Origin of the sequence: Nonomuraea sp. NPDC049655, from assembly GCF_044465465.1 — a bacterium.
In the GTDB taxonomy this organism is placed as follows: domain Bacteria; phylum Actinomycetota; class Actinomycetes; order Streptosporangiales; family Streptosporangiaceae; genus Nonomuraea.
The window spans coordinates 244,621-265,779 of sequence record NZ_JBITLS010000006.1 but is presented as its reverse complement, the minus strand read 5'-3'; the positions used below and the strand labels follow the sequence as shown (position 1 = coordinate 265,779).

General features: G+C 71.5%; 19 protein-coding genes. 2 read left to right on the top strand and 17 right to left on the bottom strand.

Annotated elements, in window-relative coordinates; all coding sequences use genetic code 11:
• Positions 1-6: 6 nt before the first annotated feature.
• The 10 genes from ACIBQ6_RS21150 to ACIBQ6_RS21105 form a co-directional block, all read right to left on the bottom strand.
• Positions 7-852, bottom strand: coding sequence for a hypothetical protein (locus ACIBQ6_RS21150; RefSeq protein ID WP_397213729.1), 846 nt, complete (start codon positions 850-852; stop codon positions 7-9).
• A 121-nt stretch (positions 853-973) separates the two neighbouring features.
• Positions 974-1,795 (bottom strand): hypothetical protein, encoded by an 822-nt coding sequence (locus ACIBQ6_RS21145; protein ID WP_397213727.1) that lies wholly within the window; start codon positions 1,793-1,795, stop codon positions 974-976.
• Between the two features lie 7 nt (positions 1,796-1,802).
• Entirely contained in the window at positions 1,803-2,681 is an 879-nt protein-coding gene (locus ACIBQ6_RS21140; RefSeq protein ID WP_358290065.1) for a glycosyltransferase family 2 protein, read from the bottom strand.
• 15 nt (positions 2,682-2,696) lie between these two features.
• Positions 2,697-4,172 (bottom strand): oligosaccharide flippase family protein, encoded by a 1,476-nt coding sequence (locus ACIBQ6_RS21135; protein WP_397213725.1) that lies wholly within the window; start codon positions 4,170-4,172, stop codon positions 2,697-2,699.
• An 8-nt stretch (positions 4,173-4,180) separates the two neighbouring features.
• Positions 4,181-5,170: a hypothetical protein gene (locus ACIBQ6_RS21130; RefSeq protein WP_397154490.1), complete on the bottom strand. Its 990-nt coding sequence runs from the start codon at positions 5,168-5,170 to the stop codon at positions 4,181-4,183.
• Positions 5,158-6,423 carry a DUF4910 domain-containing protein gene (locus tag ACIBQ6_RS21125; RefSeq protein WP_397213723.1) on the bottom strand — a complete coding sequence of 422 codons (1,266 nt, stop codon included), beginning with the start codon at positions 6,421-6,423 and terminating at the stop codon, positions 5,158-5,160. Before ACIBQ6_RS21125 ends, ACIBQ6_RS21130 begins: the two co-directional genes overlap by 13 nt.
• The gene (locus tag ACIBQ6_RS21120; RefSeq protein ID WP_397213721.1) at positions 6,420-7,436 is read right to left on the bottom strand and encodes an NAD-dependent epimerase/dehydratase family protein; all 1,017 of its coding nucleotides are present in this window, start codon (positions 7,434-7,436) and stop codon (positions 6,420-6,422) included. Before ACIBQ6_RS21120 ends, ACIBQ6_RS21125 begins: the two co-directional genes overlap by 4 nt.
• Positions 7,436-8,083, bottom strand: a complete 648-nt coding sequence (locus ACIBQ6_RS21115; protein WP_397213719.1) for a PIG-L deacetylase family protein — start codon at positions 8,081-8,083, stop codon at positions 7,436-7,438. The genes ACIBQ6_RS21120 and ACIBQ6_RS21115 overlap by 1 nt, the downstream gene beginning before the upstream one ends.
• Positions 8,080-8,859 (bottom strand): sugar phosphate nucleotidyltransferase, encoded by a 780-nt coding sequence (locus ACIBQ6_RS21110; protein WP_397213717.1) that lies wholly within the window; start codon positions 8,857-8,859, stop codon positions 8,080-8,082. Before ACIBQ6_RS21110 ends, ACIBQ6_RS21115 begins: the two co-directional genes overlap by 4 nt.
• Positions 8,856-10,061: a class I SAM-dependent methyltransferase gene (locus ACIBQ6_RS21105; protein ID WP_397155887.1), complete on the bottom strand. Its 1,206-nt coding sequence runs from the start codon at positions 10,059-10,061 to the stop codon at positions 8,856-8,858. The genes ACIBQ6_RS21110 and ACIBQ6_RS21105 overlap by 4 nt, the downstream gene beginning before the upstream one ends.
• Before the next feature lie 96 nt (positions 10,062-10,157).
• On the opposite strand from ACIBQ6_RS21105, the gene rfbC reads away from it, so the two are divergent.
• Together rfbC and ACIBQ6_RS21095 are read left to right on the top strand one after the other, a co-directional pair.
• Positions 10,158-10,715 (top strand): dTDP-4-dehydrorhamnose 3,5-epimerase, encoded by a 558-nt coding sequence (gene rfbC / locus ACIBQ6_RS21100; RefSeq protein WP_358290087.1) that lies wholly within the window; start codon positions 10,158-10,160, stop codon positions 10,713-10,715.
• Complete coding sequence (locus ACIBQ6_RS21095) at positions 10,709-11,539, top strand: glycosyltransferase (RefSeq protein ID WP_397213715.1); 831 nt, start codon at positions 10,709-10,711, stop codon at positions 11,537-11,539. Before rfbC ends, ACIBQ6_RS21095 begins: the two co-directional genes overlap by 7 nt.
• Here the strand turns inward: ACIBQ6_RS21095 and ACIBQ6_RS21090 are convergent.
• The 7 genes from ACIBQ6_RS21090 to ACIBQ6_RS21060 form a co-directional block, all read right to left on the bottom strand.
• Positions 11,536-15,351, bottom strand: coding sequence for a LamG-like jellyroll fold domain-containing protein (locus tag ACIBQ6_RS21090; RefSeq protein WP_358290093.1), 3,816 nt, complete (start codon positions 15,349-15,351; stop codon positions 11,536-11,538). The genes ACIBQ6_RS21095 and ACIBQ6_RS21090 overlap by 4 nt on opposite strands.
• Before the next feature lie 69 nt (positions 15,352-15,420).
• A complete protein-coding gene (locus ACIBQ6_RS21085; RefSeq protein WP_358290096.1) occupies positions 15,421-16,536 on the bottom strand; it encodes a hypothetical protein in 1,116 nt (371 codons plus the stop codon).
• The gene (locus tag ACIBQ6_RS21080) at positions 16,533-17,303 is read right to left on the bottom strand and encodes a WecB/TagA/CpsF family glycosyltransferase (protein ID WP_364327159.1); all 771 of its coding nucleotides are present in this window, start codon (positions 17,301-17,303) and stop codon (positions 16,533-16,535) included. The genes ACIBQ6_RS21085 and ACIBQ6_RS21080 overlap by 4 nt, the downstream gene beginning before the upstream one ends.
• 52 nt (positions 17,304-17,355) lie before the next feature.
• Positions 17,356-18,315 (bottom strand): endonuclease/exonuclease/phosphatase family protein, encoded by a 960-nt coding sequence (locus tag ACIBQ6_RS21075; RefSeq protein ID WP_397154507.1) that lies wholly within the window; start codon positions 18,313-18,315, stop codon positions 17,356-17,358.
• Positions 18,300-19,151, bottom strand: a complete 852-nt coding sequence (gene rfbD / locus ACIBQ6_RS21070) for a dTDP-4-dehydrorhamnose reductase (protein WP_358290105.1) — start codon at positions 19,149-19,151, stop codon at positions 18,300-18,302. The genes ACIBQ6_RS21075 and rfbD overlap by 16 nt, the downstream gene beginning before the upstream one ends.
• Before the next feature lie 13 nt (positions 19,152-19,164).
• Positions 19,165-20,094: a dTDP-glucose 4,6-dehydratase gene (gene rfbB / locus ACIBQ6_RS21065; protein WP_352364744.1), complete on the bottom strand. Its 930-nt coding sequence runs from the start codon at positions 20,092-20,094 to the stop codon at positions 19,165-19,167.
• Positions 20,091-21,158, bottom strand: coding sequence for a glucose-1-phosphate thymidylyltransferase (locus ACIBQ6_RS21060; protein ID WP_397154511.1), 1,068 nt, complete (start codon positions 21,156-21,158; stop codon positions 20,091-20,093). Before ACIBQ6_RS21060 ends, rfbB begins: the two co-directional genes overlap by 4 nt.
• Between the last annotated feature and the right edge of the window lies 1 nt (position 21,159).

Below are 21,159 nucleotides of genomic sequence, written 5' to 3'. Positions count from 1 at the left end.
CCCGGATCAGGTGATCTTCGCCAGCGCCTCGGCCTCGTAGGCCGCCGCGAGCTCCTCGGGGATGCGCGACAGGTCGTCGGCCCGGTGGAAGTCGCGCAGAGTGGTGCCGCGGCAGGCGGCGTCCACGTTGGGGGCGGCGGCGCGCGAGCGGACGTCGTCGATGTGGACGGTGCGGAAGTCGATGCTGAACCGGGTCCTGCCGGAGGTGTTGGCGACGGTGGAGTGCAGGTGCGCACCGGAGAACAGCATCATGCCGCCCGGCTCCGGGACGAGCCGCAGCTCGGGGTCGAGGTCGAGCGCCTCCTCCGGCTTGGGCTGCTCCCTGGTGTCGCTGTGGACGTGCTGCGCGGCGGTGGGCCGGCTCACCGCGGTCCATTCCGCGTAGTCGTAGCGCCCGCTGCCGTTGAGCACGGGACGGTCGAAGTACTGCGGGTGCAGGGCGAAGACGTTCTCCGGGACCACCTCGTAGATGGGCATCCACCAGTTGACCTGGCAGAACGGCGCGGAGTACCAGCAGTCTCTATGCGCGTGATAGGCGTAGGAGATGCCCGAGTCGAGGTAGTGGTCGGCGGTCGAGGTGCGCAGCCGCGGCACGTCGAAGTACGTCTCGTCCAGCGCCATGCCGAGCTCCGCCAGCAGGGCGCGGATCAGCTTCTTGCTGGTGGGATGATGGATGAAGCGGGGCTTGAGCTCGGCGAGCAGCGCGGCGAAGTCCTCCACCGGCATCTCGTGCTGGGCGGTCTGCGGGTCGCGTGCTCCGAACGCCTCCTCGATCAGCTCGCGGGCGAACTCGATCAGCTTGGTCGAGGCGGGGGTGGCGGAGTAGAGGAACACGTCCCCTTTAAAGATCATTTGGCGCCGAACATCATCCCGAATTCGGCTATTGGTTAATATAACGGACATAGCGAGATTTACCCCCTCGCGTCGTTCTTTTCCTTTCTCTCGCCGGTGCCCGCTTCTTCGTTACAGGGGATTACAGCGGCAATTGTGTCTCGGTGTCCGGCCGGGCGACATAGGTCGAGTAGTCGGGGTGATCGAACCGGTGCAGCGCCTGGATGTTGTCGTTCCAGGGGGCGGGGACCGGGCGCTTGTGCCGCAGGCCGTGGATCGGGGCCAGCTTCATCGCCTTGTTGTCCTCGTTGAACTCGCGGATCGCGCTCAGCTCGCCGACGTAGTCGTTGTGGATGACCTGGTCGTCGTCGCCGACGGTGTCGTCCAGGTAGACGAACACGCGGGGCAGGAAGTAGCGGTGGTCGCCGGCGAACAGCCGCAGCGCCGCCGCCGTCGAGGAGTAGAAGTCCACGTCGATCGAGACGAAGCCGATGGGCGCGGGGTGCTCGCCGTCCAGGAACTCCCCGACGGTGTCCTCGATGTTGCCCAGGATCAGCTGCGCCGCTCCCAGGCGGGCGCGCAGGGCCTCGACGTCCATGACGAAGTCGCCCTCGCGCCAGATGTAGGGCAGGTCGCGGTAGTCGGTGGGCTTGGGCAGGCCGGCGCCGGTGTCGAAGCCGTACACGTCGATCTTGACGCCGGTCGCCGCCGTCGCCAGCGCCGCCATGCGGTTGAGCTCGACCATGCCCGCGCCGCCGGCGACGCCGAACTCGACCACGCTGATCCGGCCGACGCCGAGCCGCCTGGCCAGCTCGGCCGCCTGCTGGACGCCGTACGCGTAGTGCGGCCGCGGATAGAGGTCGAGCGCGCAGCGCAGCTCGTGGGAGCCGAACGGCAGGCGCCGCAGGACGGCCAGCAGGATGCGGCCCGGCTGCATGAGCAGCCGCACGATGCGAATCAGCACGAGGCTTTCACCCTTTCGAGGAGACGAGTCGGGCGGCCAACCCGGCGATCTTGCGGCTGCGGTGCGTCAGCATCTGCTGCTGACGCCGCCAGTACGTGCGCAGCAGCACGGCCCGCGCGCGGGCGCGTTGCTCCGCCGACAGTTCCGTGCCGCCGAGGGCCCGGTGCATGGCCCGGAACTGCAGCGTGGTGGCGAAATGGGCGGTCCAGGCGGGCACGCCGAGCGCCGCGGCGATCCCGGACAGACGGCGTTCGCGCAGGTTGCGATGGGCCAGCACCCGCGGGACGTGCCCCCAGGGCGCGGTCAGCGCGAGCATGGTGGCGTAGACCTCGTCCTCGCGGATCATCAGCGGTCTGGGCACGGCGGCCACCCGCTCGCGCCGCATCAGCCCGTAGAGGGGGTCGAGGCCGTGGTGCTGGGTCGTGACCACGTCCCACAGCTCGTCGAGGCGGTCGACCGGGTCGTCGGAGAGCATCCGGGTGCCGCGGTAGCGCGGCTCGTGGACGGTCCCGTCCGCGCCGGTGTACCGGACGTCGGAGGTGACCAGGATGAGCCGCTCGTCGGCCAGGAACGGCTCCAGCGTGCGCGAGACGTAGTCGGGTTCGAGCAGGTCGTCGTCGCCCATCCAGCGGAAGAACTCGCCGCGCGCGCGGCGCAGCACCTCCACGAAGTTCCCGACCACGTGCAGGTCGTGGGGCTGGCGGTGGTAGGCGATGCGGTCGTCCTGGCGGGCCAGTTCGCGGCAGAGCTCCTGCGTGCCGTCGGTGGAGGCGTTGTCCGAGATCACGACCTCCAGCTCGGCGTGATCCTGGGCGAGCGCGGAGCGCACGGCCGTCTCCAGCCGGTCCGCGCCGTTGCGTACCGGGATTCCGATGGACACCAGCATCGTCTCTCCTCGGGGTCAGCGCGCGCGGGCGGGCAGCAGCCGCACCAGACGGGCGCTCACTAGGTGGAACTGGTCGCGGGTCACCACGACCAGCACGTACGCCAGCAGCCCGCCGCCGCCGGCCAGGGCGAGCTGGACGAACGGGCTGCCGTGGGTCAGGCTCGCCAGGCCGAGCATGACGGCGGCGCAGACCACCGCCCCGACCGCCGGGCGTACGAGACCGGGCAGCACCGGCCCGAGCCGGACCCCCGCCCGCTGCACGGCGATCATCGCCAGCGGCAGCGCGACCAGCACGGCGGCGGCGGCCTGGCCGATCGCGGCGCCCCGGATGCCGTCGAGGTGCGTGCCCGCGATGACCGCCGGGATCATCGCCGCGGCGTGGCCGAGGTTCATCCAGACGGTCGAGCGGGTGGCGCCCTGGCCGTTCAAGATGTCGAGCGCGAAGGCGGTGAGCATGCGCACCACCATCAGGACCGCCAGGAAGCGCAGCACCCCGGCGGACTGCTCCCACTGCGGGCCGTAGATGAAGATGATCAGCGAGTGCGCCAGCACCGCCATGAACACCGCCAGCGGCAGCACCATGGCGACGAGCAGCGGCACGCTGCGCTGGACGCCGATCGACAACGACTCCTCGTCCCGCTCGGCCAGCCGGGAGAAGCCGGCGATCGACACCATGCGGATGGCGCTGCCGATGATGCCGGGCACCCAGCTCGACACGTTGAACGCCATCAGGTAGAACCCGAGCCACGCATCGCCCATGATGTTGCCGACGATGATGTAGCCCACGTTGAGCAGCAGGACCTCCAGGGCGATCCCGGCCGCCGAGGGGATCCCGAACCTCAGCAGCCGGCCCGCGACGTTCCGGTCGAACCCCAGCCGGTAGGGCAGCCGCGCGTAGATCAGCATGAAGACGCCGGTGACCACGGCCCCGGCCAGCTGCCCCCAGGCGAAGCTGTAGGCCCCGGCGCCGTTGACCGCGAGCACGATGGCCACCGGCGCGTTGACCAGGAAGCCCGCGAGCACCGCCTTGGCGTTCTTGCCGGTGCGGAACCAGCGCAGCAGGGCCGCGCTGCGCACCGCCGTGACCGCCTCGACCAGGATGACCGCGGTGAGGATGCGCACCACGGAGGTGGCCTCCGCGCTGCCGGCCAGCGCCGAGAAGTACGGCGCCCCGACCCAGAAGAGCCCGTACAGGCCGAGCGCGGAGATCATCGTGAGCGTCGTGGCCGTGGGCGCGATGTCCTCCAACCGGCCGCGCCACTGCACGACGGCCGACATGACGCCGACGTCCTTGACCACCATGACGAACTGGGTGGCCGCGAGCGCGACGGCGTACGTGCCGAAGTCCGCGGGTGCGAGGAGCCGGGCCAGGATCAGCCCGAGGATGAACGAGCCCGCACGGGTGACGAGCGTGCCGAGCAGGCTCCACACCGCCCCTCGACCCGCCTTGCGCCCAATGTCACTGATGTCCGGGCTCGCCTGATCCACCATGCTGTGCCCTACTTTTGCTCGTTGACCCGCTCCAGCCAGATCTCCCGCCAGAACGGGATGAACGCGCGGGGGCAGTTGGACTTGTACACACCGTCGCAGATGATTCCGTCCAAGGCGATGCACGGGTTTTTCATCTCAAGCAGCTTTCCGGTCTTCTCGTCGATGCAGCGCTCGACCCGCGCGGTGACCCGGGCGACCTTGCCGCACGACCGGGCCATGTCCTCCTCGAAGCCCAGCCCCCGGTTGAACCCCTTGGTGGTGAGCGTGGCGACGATCTCGTCCTTGGACTTGACGCGGACCAGCTCGCCCGGCTGGAGGTCGGTCGTCCCGGTGGGGGCCGGGCCGGTGTGCGGGCCGGGCTGCACGAACCCCCAGTCCAGGCCGCCCCTGAAGCGCAGCGCCCGGGGGAACCTCCTGGACAGCCGCTGGTAGCGGTTGAACAGGCCGAAGAACAACGTCCGGACGGTCGAGGCGATCCCGGCGTTGCCCACCCGGACGTCCGTGACGTACTGGCCCAGGTCGCGGAACGGAAGCAGCTCGGGGGCGGCCCGCAGCAGCTCGGTCGCCTGGCAGCGGAACCGTTCCTCGCCGTCCGGCGCGGGCTCCTTGCGGGTGTTGACCTCCAGCAGCGGCAGCAGCGGCCGCTCGGGACGGACCCGCTCCTCGGCCGTGGGCGGCCCGTCGACCTTCCGCAGCCAGGACGTCTTCCAGTAGAGCAGGCAGGCCGTCTGGCAGCCGCCGTGGGCCGTGCCGTCGCAACGGGAGCCGGTCAGGTGGACGGCGTCCTCCATCTTCCGCATCCCGGTCCTGGTCATCGTGTCGCAGAGCTTGTTGGCCACCTTGTGGACGGTCAGCCGTTGCCCGCAGAACCGCAGCATCTCCGGCATGAACGGAAGGCTGTCCAGCTCTCCGCGCTCATCGAGGGTCGCCAGGATCTCTTCAGCACTGAGAACCTCGACCACGTCGCCGACTTTCAGCGCCAGGCTCAATCCACCCACTCCTTCAGCAGGCCCGCGTTCTGCAGGGCGTTCGCCGCGTCCGCCAATGCCTGGAACGGCAGGTTCGACCGTTCCGCGATGTCGAGCAGGCTGTGCCGCCCGTCGGAAAGGTTGAGCACCCACAACATCGCCATCTGGGCCTGTTTCGTGTCACTGCGGCCGCCCAGCGAGCCGTACAGGCCGCGCGCCCCGAGCTGGGGCTCGCCGTACGGGCTGAGGTTCTGGTAGCGGCGGTTGCCCTCCAGGACCCGCACGGCGCTCCACAGCGTCTCCAGGGTGTCCTCCATGGCCTCGGGCCGCACGAAGTCCGGATCGTCGGCCGAGGTGTGGTACTCCGGGTAGCCCCCGTAGGGCGTCCTGGTCAGCGAGCCCACGGGCAGGTCGAAACCCGGCGAGCAGTACTGCCGCTCGTCGTAGCCGTAGGGCGAGAAGTCCAGGAGGGTGTGCGGCCGGTCCTTGAGCACGTGCGCGAAGACCTGGTCGATCTCGGCGTCGCCGCGCCTGCTGCGCTTGTAGGTGATCGTCCCGGCGTCCCCGGCGCAGGCCAGGGTGAGGCCGTGCCTGATCCGGTCCACGCGCTCGCGGTTGAGCGCCAGCCAGGTGATCGCGCCGATGGTGCCGGGCGCGAACACGAACCGGTAGGTGTACCAGGGGTCGAGGAGCCGCTGGGCCAGCGACACCGCCACCGCCACCCCGGCCAGGTTGTCGTTGGCCAGCGAGGGATGGCACACGTGGCAGGAGATCAGCACCTCCTCCGAGCTGCGGCCCCGGATCACGTGCTCGCCGTAGGTCAGGTGGCCGTCGGCGAGCGTGGAGTCGATCCTGACCTCGTACGGCCCGTCCGCCAGCCCGTCCAGGGTGTTCTGGCTCAGGCAGAAGCCCCAGGTCTCGGCGTAGTAGCTGGTCCGGTACGGCACCAGGTCCGGCTGGCCGGGCAGCGTGTGCAGGCGTCCGCGCAGCTCGGCCAGTGACATGGTGGCCTCGACCGGCGCGCTGTAGCCGACGACGTGCAGGTTGCTCCGCCGGAAGTCGACGACCCGGTTCCCGGCGGCGTCCTTGACGTAGGCGTCGCGGATGTTCCACTCGCGGGGGATCGTCCAGTCGAGCACCTGCGTGCCCGTCGGCACCTCGGTGATCTCCAGCGGGATCGAGCCGCCGATGATCTCCAGGGTGCGGCGCAGGCCGTCGCCGGTGATGCTGCGGCACAACGGGTAGAGCCGCCGTATCAGGTCGTGCATCTCCGGGCCGGTCATGGCCGCAGGGTGGCGTCGACGGTGCCGGCCTCGCGCCGGTCGGCGAGCCGGGCCAGCCTGGTGAAGCGGCGGTCGAAGTCGTGCCGGGTCAGGCCGTGCTCGCGGTAGGCGTCGATGAGCTCGACGGCGCCCGCCTTGACCGTCCAGCGGGCCTCGTAGCCCAGGGCGGACCTGATCCGGGAGAAGTCGACGCGGTAGGAGCGCGGGTCGGCGCCCGTCTCGCCGGTGATCGTCAGCGTCGAGCCGGGGACGGCCGCGACCACCTCGGCCGCGATCTCGGCCACGGTCACGTTGTTGGCCTCGGTGCCCACGTTGAAGGCCGTGGCGTGCACGGCCTCGCGCGGCGCGGTCAGGGCGGCGGCGAACGCGTCGGCGATGTCCCTGGCGTGCACCAGCGGACGCCACGGGGTGCCGTCGGACAACACCCGGACCTCGCCGGTCAGGTGCGCGTGGCCCACCAGGTTGTTCAGCACGATGTCGGCGCGCAGCCTCGGCGAGAACCCGAAGGCGGTGGCGTTGCGCAGGAACACCGGGGTGAAGTCGTCGTCGGCCAGCGCGGTCAGGTCGTCCTCGACCCGCACCTTCGACTCGGCGTACGGCGTGACCGGGCGCAGCGGGGCCTCCTCGTCCAGCAGGTCCGCGCCGCCGGAGGCGCCGTAGACCGAGCAGGTGGAGGCGTACAGGAAGCGGCGCACGCCCGCGTCCTTGGCCAGCCTGGCCAGTCGTACGGAGGCGTGGTGGTTGATGTCGTAGGTCAGGTCGGGCGCGAGCGCGCCGAGCGGGTCGTTGGACAGGGCAGCCAGGTGGATCACCGCGTCGAACCCGGCGACGTGCTCGGGGCCGGCGTCGCGCAGGTCCACGGCGTGCGCCTCGACCGGCTCGGGCTCGGGCCCCAGCACGCAGTCGGCGAACAGGCCGGAGTCCAGGCCGACGACCTGGTGCCCGGCCTCGGCCAGGACGGGGGCCATCACGCTGCCCAGGTAGCCCTGGTGGCCGGTGAGAAGTACCCGCATCAGTTCTCCAGATCGACGGTCAGCTTGGACACGTGGAACGCCTCGGCGTACCGCGTGTGGCATTCGATGCCCCGGATGCGGGCCAGCCCCAGGAACGCCTCGCGGTCGTACCAGGGGCGGTGCCGCTGCGAGGCGTAGTGGCGCTGGAGCAGGTCCGCCTTGCGCTCGGCCACCTCCGGCGTGAGCGGCTGGTAGACGGCGGGGGCGGCCAGGTCGCCGTCCCACTTGACGATCTCGTAGCCGAGCGTCAGGTGGTCGCGGAAGGCGGTGGGCACCAGCTCGGCCAGTCCCCGGTGGTCCTGGTGGGCGTCGCCGCGCCAGGGCGCCAGGATCAGGCCGGGCTCGGTGCGGGCGCGCAGCTCCTCGACCGCGGCCTTGGCCTCCTCCCAGCGGGCCGGCAGGTAGCCGTCGGGCAGCTTGAGCACGCTCACCCGCAGGTCCGCGCCGGGGCAGAAGTCGGCCAGCGCGGCGCGCTCCTCCTCCTCCCGCTCGGTCCCGCCGCCGGACAGCACCAGCGCGTCCACGCGCACGCCTGGACGGGCGGCGCAGATCGTCAGCAGGCTGCCGCCGGCTCCGATCGCCAGGTCGTCGCAGTGCGCGGCGAGCGCCACGACGGAGGTCACGCCCCCGGGACGCAGTCCGATCACCGGGACCGTTCCCACAGAGCCCACGGACGCACGCCGCGCGAGTACGCCTCGTCCAGCTCCATGCGCTGGTTGACGGTGTCGGTGGGCCGCCAGTAGCCGCGGTGGGGGTAGGCCAGCAGGCGTCCGCGCTTGGCCAGCTCGGCGCAGCCGTCGGCGACCAGGTCGCCGTTCTCCGGGATGTGCTCGAAGATCTCCTGGGTCAGCACGAAGTAGCCGCCGTTGACCCACACCGGCATCTCACTGACCGGCGAGATGCCGCCGACCAGCCCGTTCTCGCCGACGTCCACGCAGTGGAAGGTCTGGGACGGCGGCACCACCATCATCGAGGCGGCCGCGCCGGACTCGGCGAACCGGTCGATGATCTCGGGCAGCGGCGCGTCGGTGAGCACGTCGGCGTAGTTGGCGAGGAACACCTTGTCGTCGCCCAGATGGCTGCGGACCCGGCGTAACCGCTCCCCGATCGGGGAGTCCGTCCCGGTCTGCACGAACGAGATGGACCAGTCGGAGATGTCGCTCGACAGCAGCTCGACCTTGCCGCCGCGCAGCACGAAGTCGTTGGAGGTGGCCTCCTGGTAGCCGAGGAAGAAGTCCTTGATGTGGTGGGCGCCGTACCCCAGGCACAGGATGAACTCCTTGTGTCCGAAGTGGGCGTAGTAGCGCATCACGTGCCAGAGCAGCGGTCGCGGACCGACGAGCGCCATCGGTTTGGGCACCTCGCCCGGCACACCGGTCCGCATCCGGGTGCCGAAACCTCCGCAGAACAGGACAACCTTCACACGACCTCCAGGTGTGGGATCGGGAAGACCAGCCGGCCTCCCCATTCGTGCACATAGGAGAGCTGAGCGGTGAGCTCTTCGCGCAGGTTCCACGGCAGGACCAGCACATAGTCCGGACGGTCCTGGGCGATGCGCTCCGGCGGAGCGATCGGGATCCTGGTGCCCGGCGTGAACCTGCCGTGTTTGTACGGATTGCGATCCACGGTGTAGGCCAGCAGATCCGGCCGGACGCCACAGTGGTTGAGCAGCGTGTTGCCCTTGCCCGGCGCGCCGTACCCGGCGACCGTCTTGCCCTCCTCGGCGGCGGTGATCAGGAATCGGAGCAGGTCGCGGCGGACGCGGGCGACCCGCTCCGCGAACCCCGCGTAACCGGAGAGGTCGTGCAGCCCGGCGGCCTTCTCCCTGGCGAGCACGTCCAGCACCCGGCCGGACGGGCTGCCCGAGGGCCGCGCCCACAGCCGGATCGACCCGCCGTGGGTGGGCAGCAGCTCGACGTCGACCAGGGTCAGGCCGCCGCTCGCCAGCGCCCGCTGCGCGGAGGCCACCGTGTAGTACTGGAAGTGCTCGTGGTAGATCGTGTCGTACTGGTTCAGCTCCACGAGCGTGAGCAGGTGCTGGACCTCGATCGAGACCCATCCGTCGTCGGCCACCAGGGCGCGCAGCCCTTTGGTGAAGCCGATGACGTCGGGGATGTGCGCGTAGACGTTGTTGGCCACCACCAGGTCGGCCGGACCGTTCCCGTCCCGCACCGACGCGCCCGTCTCCGGGGTGAGGAACGCGGTGAGCGTCGGCACGCCCTTGTCCTTGGCCGCCTGCCCCACGTTGGCCGACGGCTCGATGCCGAGGCACCGGATGCCGCGTCCGACCACGTGCTGCAGCAGGTAGCCGTCGTTGCTGGCCACCTCGACCACGAACGACGGCTTCAACCGTTCCACGGCCGTGTCGACGAACCGTCGCGCGTGCTCCACCCAGGAGGCGGAAAATGACGCGAAGTAGGCGTATTCGGTGAATGTCTCTTCCGGTGTGATCAACGGCGGGATCTGGGCCAGCCAGCAGCCCGTGCAAACCCGCAGATGAAGGGGATAGGTGAGCTCGGGCTGATCGAGTTGTTCCGCCGTGAGGAAGAGCTCACAGGGCGGTGTCGCCCCTAGATCCACCACGCCGACCAGGTCCGTCGAGCCGCACAACCGGCACGATGTCATCAACAAAGGGCCCCACCCAGAAATGACAAGATTTCCCCCTTTGGAAACCCACAGCCATACTTCGGGTGAGCGGCAATGAGTGTTACAAGTGTCTTCATGAAACGCCTGAGCATCGATGGAGCATTGCTCTACACCCCCCGCATCCTCAGCGATCCCCGGGGCGTTTTCCTGGAAAGCTTCCGCGCCGCCGACCTGCGGGAGGCGACGGGGCGCTCGATCGAGCTGGCCCAGGTCAACTGCTCGGTCTCCGGCCGGGGCGTGCTGCGCGGCATCCACTTCGCCGACGTGCCGCCCGGCCAGGCCAAATACGTCATGTGCGTGGCGGGCGAGGCCATGGACGTCGTGGTGGACGTCCGCGTGGGCTCGCCGACGTACGGGCGGTGGGAGGCGGTGCGGCTGGACGACGTCTCGCGCCAGGGCATCTTCCTGACCGAGGGGTTAGGTCATGGCTTCATGGCCCTCAGCGAGTCGGCCACGGTCGTCTACCTCTGCTCCTCCCCGTACGACCCGGCCCACGAGCACGGCATCCACCCGCTCGACCCCGACCTCGCCATCGAGTGGCCGTTCGACGTGGAGCCGGTCCTGTCGGCGAAGGACGCCGCCGCCCCCACGCTCAAGCAGGCCCGCGACGCGGGGATCCTCCCGTCGTGGTGAGCGTCGTGATCCCGGCCCACAACGAGGCCAAGGTGCTCGGCCGGCTGCTGGACGGCCTGCTCGGCGAGGCGGCGCCCGGCGAGTTCGACGTGGTGGTCGTGGCCAACGGCTGCACCGACGGCACGGCGGAGGTGGCCCGGCCGTACGACGTCCGGGTGCTGACCACGCCCGTCCCGTCCAAGAGCGCGGCGCTGCGCCTGGGCGACGCGGCCGCCCGCGGCTACCCCCGCCTGTACGTGGACGCCGACATCGAGCTCAGCACGGCCTCGGCGCGCGCGCTGGCGGCCGTGCTGGCCGCGCCGGACGGGCCGCTCGCCGCCGCGCCGGAGCGGGACCTGACGCTGGCCGACCGCCCGTGGCCGGTGCGCGCCTACTACGCGATCTGGACGCGGCTGCCGCACGTCCGCGCCGGGCTGTTCGCCCGGGGCGTGATCGCGGTGAACGACGCAGGCAACGAGCGGCTGCGCGCGCTGCCGCCGGTGATGGCCGACGACCTGACCGCCTCGCTGGCGTTCACGCCCGGCGAACGCGTGATCGTCGGCGCCGCCCGCGCGGTGATCCATCCGCCGCGCACGGTCGCCGACCTGCTGCGCCGCCGGGTCCGCGCCATGACCAGCGTCACCGAGCTGGAGCGGACCTCGACCGGCGCGGGCGAGCGCACCGGGCCGCGCGACCTGGCGGCCATCGTGGCGAAGGAGCCGCGCCTGGCGGGCGCGGCGGTGGTCTTCGCCGCGATGGCCGTGCTGGCCAGGCGGCGGGCCGCCCGCGCGATCCGCGCGGGCGACTACACCACCTGGCTGCGCGACGAGAGCAGCCGGAGCTAGCTGACCGGCGTGTTCATGTCGGTGCCGATCTGGGCCCGGGTGAGCACCTTGTTGTAGATCCGCACCTCGTCGATCAGGCCGCTGAAGTAGTCACCCGAACCGCTGTTCCCGCCGATCCGCAGCGGGCTCGTACCGATGCGCAGGTCGCCGCCCGTGGGGTTGGTGGCCACCTCCACTCCGTTGACGTAGAACCGCAGCGTGGAGCCGTCGTAGGTGGCGGCCACGTGGCTCCAGGCGTTCAACGTCAGGTAGTTCGGCGCCTGCGCGTTCACCCCCGAGGAGGTGTGGATGAAGGCCGACGGGCTGCCGTTGCTGCCGCTGCTCATGATCGCCCAGGCGAGGTCCGCGCCGAACTCCTTCATCAGCACCGTCCGCCAGCCGTCCATGCTGGACGGGCGCACCCACGCCTCCAGCGTCATGGCGTCGGTCAGGTGCAGCGAGGCGGAGTCGGCCACGGTCACCCAGCTCGACGTGCCGTTGAACGACAACGCCTGGCCGTACTTGCCGGCCACCCAGGTCGCCGCGGTGGCGGTGCCGTTGTTGCCGGCGCCGGAGGAGTCGGCGACGGCCGTGCCGCTGCTCGCGTTCATGCCGTACGCGGCCACCAGGCCGCTGACGGCGGGCGGCTGGGTCACGACCGCCGACACCTCGTTGGACGGCGGCCCGGTGTTGCTGGCGGCGTCGAAGGCCACCACCCGGTAGTAGTACGTGCCCGGCGCGACCCCCGAGTCGACGAACGCCGGCCCGCCGGTCGAGCCCACCTGGTTGGCCCCCGACGGGGTGAACCCCGCGGTCGAGGAGCGGTGGACGGTGTACCCGGTCACCCCGACGTTGTCGGTCGCGGGCGTCCAGACGAGCTGCGCGCTGCCCGGCCCGCCGGTCGCGGTCAGCGGGCCGGGCGCGGTCGGCGGCGTGGTGTCGGGCGGTCCCTGGGGGCCGACGGGGGTGTTCATGTCGGTGGTGATCTGCGCCGGGGTGAGCGCCCGGTCGTAGACGCGCACCTCGTCGATCAGGCCGCTGAAGTGCTCGCCGGAGCCGCTGTTCCCGCCGATCCGCAGCGGGCCCGTCCCGGTGCGCAGGTTGCCGTACATCGAGGTGCCGCCCACCTCGCTGCCGTTCACGTACAGCCGCAGCCGGCTGCCCTCGTAGGTCGCCGCCACGTGGCTCCACGTGTTCAGCGGCAGGTTGCCCGGCGCCTGCGCGTTCGTGCCCGCGAAGGTGTGGACGAACGCCGCCGGGCCGCTGCCGCCGCTGGCCATGAGCGCCCAGTCCAGGTCGGCGCCGAACTCCTTCATCAGCACCGTCCGCCAGCCCGTCACGCTGGTCGGGCGCACCCACGCCTCCAGCGTCATGCCGCCGGTCAGGTGCAGCGAGGCCGAGTCTGCCACGGTCACCCAGCTCGACGTGCCGTCGAACGACAACGCCTTGCCGAACCTGCCGCTCGTGCTCCACGTGGTGCTCGCCGCCGTCCCGGCGTTGCCCTTGCCGGAGGAGTCGGCGACCGCCGTGCCCGCGCCCTCGTTCATCCCGTACGCGGCCACCAGCCCGTCGGGCCCCTGGGCCCGCTCGAAGGTGGCCGTGTAGGTCACGCCGGTGGCCGGGGCGGTGATGTCGTGGCTGACCGCGCCGCCGTCGGACCAGGAGGCGAAGGTGTGGGTGAAGCCGTCCGCGCTCTGCGGCGACGGCGCGGAGATCGAGTTGTGCGAGCCCACGATCACCGTCCTGGTGAAGGGGGTCACGGACTGCTCGCTGTTGAAGCCGATCTGCAGGCCGGAGGGCGAGGTCTCGAACCCGACGTTCACCGTCTTCGGCTGCAGCACCACGCTCTTGATGTCGGTGAGGCCCTGCGCGTCCGTCGCGGTCAGGGAGAGCTTCAGGTAGGAGGGGTATTCGTGGTCGGGCGCGACGAACGTGCCGCTGGTGCCGGTGGTCGAGGTGATCTCGTGCTCGTGGCAGGTGAGCGGGCAGTGCATCAGGCTCAGCTTCCACACCATCCGCGAGCCGGGGATGGTGCCCTCCTGGGCGTCGGTGGCGGAGCCCGAGTAGGCAATCGTGTCGCCGACCGCCCAGGTGAGCCCGGTGGACGGCGTGTTGATCGTCGCCTGCGGCGAGGTGTTGCCCACGTTGATCGTGACGGTGGCGTCCCCCTGCCCGCCGTGGCCGTCGCTCGCCCGCAGCCGCACGACGTAGGAGCCGCGCTGGCTGTAGGTGAAGGACGGCGCGGTCGCGGTGGAGTCGTCGAGCTCGCCGTCGCCGTCCAGGTCCCACTGGAAGGTCAGCGGGTCGCCGTCGGCGTCGCTGGAGTCGGCGGCGGTGAAGTTCACCGTGAGGGGTTCGACGCCGGCGGTGGCGCTCGCCCTGATGACGGCGGACGGCGGGTGGTTGGCGTAGATGTAGCGGACGATCTGCCCGTTGGTGTAGTCGACCGCGAACAGGTCGCCGCCGGGGCCGGTCTGCACCTCCACGGCGGGCATCCCGGAGTCGAACGTGGTCACCGTGGCCGGGTCGGGCAGGCCGTTCGCGCCCTTGGTCATGACCCAGACGCACGACCTGCTGAAGTCGGAGAAGAACAGCGCGCCGTCGTAGGCGTGCGGGTAGGAGCCGCCCTCGTAGAACGCGACGCCGCTGGAGGACGATCCGCCTGACGGGCACGGGTCGTTCGGCGCGGGCTTGGAGGCGTGGTTCCAGGCGAAGTACGGCTGCGTCACCGCCGACGGGCCCGCCGCGTACAGGTTCTCGCAGAGCGTCAGGTTCAGGTTGTCGTAGCCGCCCTGCCGGGCCGGGCCCTCGTAGCAGGGCCAGCCGAAGTTGCTGACCGGGCCGGTGGGCGAGGCGATCCGGTTGATCTCCTCGTAGGTGTTCCAGCCGACCTCGCCCGCCCAGATCTCGTTCGTGCCGGGCCGTACGGTGATGCGGAACGGGTTGCGCTGGCCGTAGGCGATGATCCTGGCCGCGTTGGGGTCGCTGCTGCCCGCGTTCGGGTTGCCGGGGGCGGCCGCGCCGGTGTCCGGATCGACCCTGATGATGCTGCCGTTCAGGCCCGCCGGGTCGCCGCCGGTGCGCAGGTCCTGCGAGCGCAGCGCGCCGCCCTCGGCGGCCGGCGGGCTGAGCGCGGTGCCCACGGGCGAGGGCGGGTCGCCGCAGGGGTTGTCCGGGGTGACGTCGGAGCTGGTCACGTTGTCCTGGCCGTAGTCGGCGAAGTTGAAGCTGGCGCCGTCGCCGCCGCTGGCGTAGAGCATGCCGTCGGGGCCGAACGCCAGGTCGCCGACGGAGTGGCTGGGGTGCTGCTGGCACCAGCCGGTGATCAGCGGCGTCTCGGCGACCGAGCCGCCCGAGGGCGCCAGCACGGACAACCGCCCGGTGATCAGGCAGCCGTCACCGGTCGCGCCGGGCGGGGTCGGGCACGGGTCGGCGCTCACGCCCGCGGTGCCCCAGCGCGGCGCGCCGCCGCCGGGCACCGCGTCGTAGGAGTACAGCACGTAGATGCGCGGGTCGGCCGGGAAGTCCGGGTGCAGGGCCAGGCCGAGGAGCCCGCGGTCCCAGAAGTTGTGCACCTGCGTGCGCAGGTCGGCGTAGATCGCCGGCGTGGTGTCGGTGAGTGAGTCGAAGACCTTGATCAGGCCGCTCTTCTCGGCGACGAACACCCGGCCGTCCGAGGCGAACTCGATGTTGGTCGGATTGGTCAGCCCGCTGAAGACCACCTGTCTCTGGAAGCTGCCCGGCAGTGCCTGCGCGGGCGGCGGCGCGACGATCGCCAGCCCGGTCGTGATCAGCAGGACGGAAAAAAGCGCATGGCGAAGCCGCCGTAACACGGGAACCCCCTTGAAACGGAAAAATCCCCCGAGCCCTGGATCGATCTATCGCACCGATTCAGGGCTAAGTCACGCGCTTTGTCCGCATCTGGCCAGCCACGCGTACAGCAACCACCCCAGCTCGTACGGCCGGCACTCCCGGTCCACGGCGACCGGCGGGTAGACCCGGTCCAGGACGCCGAGCCGCATCTCCTTGTGCACCCCCGTCGCCATCGCCCGCAGCCCGCGCACCAGCTTGCGCGGATCGGCCCTGGCCTCCTTCCGCCAGGTCAGCGCCAGGTCGTCGAGCACGAACGAGGGCCGAGCGATCATCCAGTCGAGCCCCTTGGAGATCTCCGCCACGTACGCCGTGCCGCCCGCGTCGGCCAGGTCCAGCAGCGCCATCGGCCCCATGGAGAGCTGGTGCACGCTGTACACCGGATACCCCTCCACCACCGAGCCGGTACGGGCGTCGTAGTGCCACCACCACTCCCCCTCCGGCCCCTGCGCCCGGCAGATGCCCGCGGCCACCTGCTCGGCGGCCCGCAGCGCCTCGGCGTCCCCGGTGGCGGCGTGCAGCCGGGCCAGCGCCTGCAGCGGGTAGACCTGGTCGGCGAAGCAGCCCACGTGGGCGCGGTAGCGCGGCACCAGCGCGCCCCGGCCGAGCGCGTGCGGGTAGAGCCGGTTGCCGGCCAGCCCGCCGAGCAGCCGCTCGCGGGCGCGTTCGGCCCGGCCGTCGCGCACCCCGGCCGCGACCAGGGCGGCCAGCACCCACGCCGCCTCGACGGTGTGGATCTGCCCACCCGCGTCCAGCTCGGCCAGGCGGCTCAGGGCCAGATCGAGGTCCGCGTGCCCGGCCTCGGCCGCCGCCCAGCAGATCAGCGCCGCGTCGCCGGCGCCGCTCACCTCGGGAAGCCGCTTGACCAGGTTCCCCACCAGGTCGAGGACGTCGTCGCCGGCCAGCGCCGCCCGCTGCCGCGCCTCCTCCAGAGTGGCCACGCCGAGCGCGACGATCGCGGAGTAGCGGATGCTGCGCCCCTCGGGCACGGCCGTCCACGTGCCGTCGGGCTGTCGCCGGCCCCGGCGGGTGAAGACGAAGCCGCCGTCGCCGTAGCCGGGGGGCAGGCCGCGTACCGACAGGTCCAGCATGCCCCGCACGAAGTCCTGGTGGCCGGAGCTCAGCAGAGCGATCCGGTGATCCGTCACGTCGTCTCCTCGATCCTGCGTCTGACACCGGCCCACTCCCTGACCACCAGGAGCAGGAAACTGCCGTTGGTGCGCACGTAGCGCGGCCCGAGCCGCAGCGGCTCCTGGAGCATGCGGTAGAGCCATTCCAGCCCTGATCGCTGCCAGCGCACCGGCGCCCTGCGGGTACGTCCGGCCAGCACGTCGAACGAGCCGCCCACGCCGTGGATGATCCGCGCCCCGGTGCGCTCGCCCCACTCGCGGATGAAGATCTCCTTCTTCGGCGAGGTGATGCCCAGGAACAGCAGGTCGGCCCGCGAGGCGGCGATCTCGGCGGCGACCTCGGCCGACTCCTCCGGCGCGAAGTAGCCGTCGCGGGAGCCGGCGACGGCCAGCCCCGGGTAGCGGGCGCGCACCTCGTCCAGCACCCCGGCCAGCACCTCACCGGTCGCGCCGAGGAAGTACGCCCGGTAGCCGCGCCGGCCGCCCTCGGCCATCAGCTCGGTGAACAGGTCGATGCCCGCCACCCGCTCGGGGATCCGGTGACCGAGCGCCCGCGCCGCCCAGACCACCGCCTGCCCGTCGGCCAGCACGAGGTCGCTGTCCAGCACCGACTGGCGCAGGGCGGCGTCCGCGCGCATGTTGACGACCTTGGCGGCGTTCACCACGCCGATGGTCAGCCTGCCGCCCTCCGCGACGGCCGCCACGCAGCGGGCGATCACCTGGTTCATGGTGAGGGCGTCCAGCACGGTGCCGAACACCGTCTTCCGCTCCGGCAACCTCGTCATCCGTCCCCCTGGGTGTCCATGACATATCGGTCTCAGCTCCGGAAACGTCACATCAAGGAAGGACCAGTTCGGTGAGCGTGGCCCGGTGGTCGGTCCGCGGCACCCGCAGGGTCTGGAAGCTCCGGACCGCGATCCGCCGGTCGGCCAGCACGTGGTCGATGGCCACCTTCGGGAACAGCCGCGGCTGCTCGTAGTAGGGCCAGGTCATGGAGAGCCCCTTTCCGGTGACGTCGGCGGCGTCCCGGTAGCCGGTGGCGATCAGGTCGCGCAGCACCGCGTGGTCGAGCGTGGAGTTGAAGTCCCCGGCCAGGATCCGCAGGCGGCCGCCGGCGGGCGGCAGCGCCCGGATGCTCGACGCCCAGCAGGCCGTGCGCCAGCCCTCCGAGGGCGCGCACGCGTGCACGGCGACGATCTCGGCCTCCCGCCCGCCCGGCAGCGTGACGACGGCGGGCAGGTGGCGCGGGCTCTCCTCGAAGGGCGGCGCCGCGATCGGCGAGTCCGCGGCCCGCAACGGGTACCGCGAGTAGATCGCCGCCCCCGACGAGTCCTCCCCCGGCAGCACGATCCGGTACGGCAGCAGCCGCGTCAGCCCCAGCTCCTCCACCCGCTCCCGCATCAGGCCGGTGAACTCCAGCAGGTGCAGCACGTCGGGCCGCTCGCGCTCGACCGTCTCCACCAGCACCGGCGGCAGCACGGAGGAGTGCAGCAGGTTGACCGCCAGCACCCGCAGCACCGGCCCGGCGGCCGGCGGGTTGCCCTCGGGCACCGCGCGCGGCACGACGGCCACCGCGAACGCGCAGGTCACGGCGAGCGCGGCGGCGATCAGCGCCCCGGCGCGCAGGTAGAGCGCGAACGCCAGCGGCACCACCGACAGCGCCGCCGCGTACGGCGTGAACGACACGAGCTGCGACCACAGGAACTTCGGCTCCCACCCGAGCAGCCGCAGCCCCGCCCAGCCCGCGAGGCCCGCCACCATGATCCACAGCACCGCGCCGCCTACGCGACGCCGCACCGGCGCCCGCGGGTCAGCACCGGCCAGGCCGCGCGCAGCGCCTGGTGCCAGTGCCGGATCGGCTCTCCCTTCGTGTGCGCGAGCACGCTGTTGGCCGGACGCCGGGCCGGCCGGGGAAAGCCCGCCGAGCTCACCGGGCGCACCCGGTCCGGGTCCAGGCCGAGCAGCGTGAAGATCTCCTTGGCCAGGCCGCACCATGTCGTCTCCCCGGAGCTGGTGCCGTGGTAGACGCCCGGCGGCAGCTCGGAGCGCGCCAGCCGTACCAGGTAGTCGGCCAGGTCGGCGGTCCACGTCGGCTGGCCGTGCTGGTCGTCCACCACGTCCACGGTGTCGCGCTCGGCCGCCAGCCTGATCATGGTCCGGACGAAGTTGGGGCCGGCCGCGCCGTACAGCCAGGCGCTGCGCACCACGTGGTGCCCGTGCTCCAGCGCCGCCCGCTCGCCGGCGAGCTTGGTCCTGCCGTACGCGTTCACCGGCGCGGTCGGCGCGTCCTCCGGGTACGGGCCCGGCGCGGTGCCGTCGAAGACGTAGTCGGTGGAGACGTGCACGAGCCGCGCCCCGGCCCGCGCGCAGCTCTCGGCCAGCCAGCCCACCGCGTGCCCGTTGATCTCCAGCGCCTCGGCCTCGTGGGTCTCGGCGTCGTCCACGGCGGTCCAGGCGGCGCAGTTGACCACCACGCCCGGCCGGTAGGCGGCGACGAAGTCGCGCACCGCGCGCCGGTCGCACAGGTCGAGCTCGGACCGGGCGAGCGCGAGCACCGGCTCGCCGGTCAGCGCGGCCCGTTCCAGGACGTCGGCGGCCAGCATCCCGCCGCCGCCCGTGACGAGCCACCTCATGGCAGGCGCCCGGTCACGCGGGCCACCAGTCGCGGTGCTCGGCGTACCAGCGGATCGTGTCCTTCAACCCCTGGTCGAACGGGATCTCCGGGCGGTAGCCGAGCTTGCGCAGCTTGCTGTCGTCCAGGGAGTACCGGCGGTCGTGGCCCTTGCGGTCCTCGACGTGGCGCACCGAGTCCCAGTCACGGCCGCAGGCTTCGAGCAGGCGGGCGGTCAGCTCCTTGTTCGTCAGCTCGGCGGTGCCGGCGATGTGGTAGATCTCGCCGGGTTCGCCCTTCTCGGCGACCAGGCGGATGCCGGCGCAGTGGTCCTCGGCGTGGATCCAGTCGCGCACGTTCCCGCCGTCGCCGTACAGCGGGACCGGGCGGCCGCGCAGCAGGTTCGTGACGAACAGCGGGATCAGCTTCTCCGGGTACTGCCGGGGGCCGTAGTTGTTGCCGCAGCGGGTGATCGACACGTTCAGGCCGTAGGTGATCGCGTACGAGCGGGCGATCAGGTCGCCGCCCGCCTTGCTGGCCGCGTACGGCGACCGCGGGCGCACCGGCGCGGACTCGTCCCAGGAGCCGATGTCGATCGACCCGTAGACCTCGTCCGTCGAGACCTGGACGACCTTCGGCGTGCCCGCCTCCAGGCACGCCTGCAGCAGCGTCTGGGTGCCGAGCACGTTGGTCCGCATGAACTCGGCGGCGGCGCCCTCGATCGACCGGTCGACGTGGGACTCGGCGGCGAAGTTCACCACCAGGTCGTGCCCGGGGACGACCTCGCGCAGCAGCTCGGCGTCGCAGATGTCGCCGTGGACGAACTCGTGCCGCACCCCTTCGAGGTTGGCCCGGTTCCCCGCGTAGGTGAGCTTGTCGAGGACCGTGACGTACGCGTCGTGCAGCCCCCGGACGAAGTGGGAGCCGATGAATCCCGCGCCGCCGGTCACCAGAATTCTTGTCATGTAGTGATCTGTACCTTGCTGTGATCGCCCAGCACGAGACGGTGGGCTCTGGGCGTGTTGGGCGCTCGGGTGACCTCGACGTCGTGGCCGATCAGTGACGCCTCGATCCGGCCGACGCCGTCGATGGACGCCCGGGGCAGCAGGATCGAGTATTCGATCTCGCTGCCGGTGACCACGCACGACGCGCCGACCGAGGTGAACGGCCCGACGTAGCTGTCCTGGACGCGCGCCCCCCGGCCGATGATCGCCGGGCCGACCACGCGGGAGCGCTCGACCACCGCGTCCGGCTCGACCACGACCCGGCCGATCAGCTCGCTGGCCTCGTCGACCCGCCCGCGCACGCCGGGCTCGACCGACTCCAGGACCAGCCGGTTGACCTCCAGCATGTCGGTGACGTTGCCGGTGTCCTTCCAGTATCCCGAGATCACCGACGACTCCACGCGCAGACCGGCCTCGATCAGCCACTGGATGGCGTCGGTGATCTCCAGCTCGCCCCGCCACGACGGCTTGAGCTCGGCGACGGCGGCGTGGATCGCCGGGCTGAACAGGTACACGCCGACCAGCGCCAGGTCGCTCTTGGGCCGGGCCGGCTTCTCCTCCAGGCCGACCACCCGGCCCTTCGCGTCCAGCTCGGCGACCCCGAACTGGCCGGGGTCGCCGACCCTGGTCAGCATGATCTGCGCGGCGGGCCGTTCCCTGGCGAACCGGTCCACCAGGTCGTTGATGCCGCCGACGACGAAGTTGTCGCCCAGGTACATGACGAAGTCGTCGTCGCCCAGGAACTCGCGGGCGATCAGCACGCCGTGGGCCAGCCCGAGCGGCGCCTCCTGGCGGAGGTAGGTGACCTGCAGCCCGAAAGCCGAGCCGTCCCCCACGGCCGTCTCGATCTCCGCCTGCGTGTCCCCGACCACCAGGCCGAGCTCCCGGATCCCGGCCGCCGCGATGGCCTCCAGCCCGTAGAACAGGACCGGCTTGTTGGCGACGGGGACCAGCTGCTTGGCCGAGGTGTGCGTGATGGGCCGGAGCCGTGTGCCCGACCCCCCGGCGAGCACGAGTGCCTTCACT

Excerpts from the sequence above, each read along its gene's own strand:
- rfbD (WP_358290105.1), bottom strand. The coding sequence starts at position 19,151 with ATGAGGTGGCTCGTCACGGGCGGCGGCGGGATGCTGGCCGCCGACGTC.
- ACIBQ6_RS21125 (WP_397213723.1), bottom strand. The coding sequence starts at position 6,423 with ATGACCGGCCCGGAGATGCACGACCTGATACGGCGGCTCTACCCGTTG.
- rfbB (WP_352364744.1), bottom strand. The coding sequence starts at position 20,094 with ATGACAAGAATTCTGGTGACCGGCGGCGCGGGATTCATCGGCTCCCAC.
- ACIBQ6_RS21135 (WP_397213725.1), bottom strand. The coding sequence starts at position 4,172 with ATGGTGGATCAGGCGAGCCCGGACATCAGTGACATTGGGCGCAAGGCG.
- ACIBQ6_RS21105 (WP_397155887.1), bottom strand. The coding sequence starts at position 10,061 with ATGACATCGTGCCGGTTGTGCGGCTCGACGGACCTGGTCGGCGTGGTG.
- rfbC (WP_358290087.1), top strand. The coding sequence starts at position 10,158 with ATGAAACGCCTGAGCATCGATGGAGCATTGCTCTACACCCCCCGCATC.
- ACIBQ6_RS21120 (WP_397213721.1), bottom strand. The coding sequence starts at position 7,436 with ATGCGGGTACTTCTCACCGGCCACCAGGGCTACCTGGGCAGCGTGATG.
- ACIBQ6_RS21150 (WP_397213729.1), bottom strand. The coding sequence starts at position 852 with ATGATCTTTAAAGGGGACGTGTTCCTCTACTCCGCCACCCCCGCCTCG.
- ACIBQ6_RS21080 (WP_364327159.1), bottom strand. The coding sequence starts at position 17,303 with ATGACGAGGTTGCCGGAGCGGAAGACGGTGTTCGGCACCGTGCTGGAC.
- ACIBQ6_RS21140 (WP_358290065.1), bottom strand. The coding sequence starts at position 2,681 with ATGCTGGTGTCCATCGGAATCCCGGTACGCAACGGCGCGGACCGGCTG.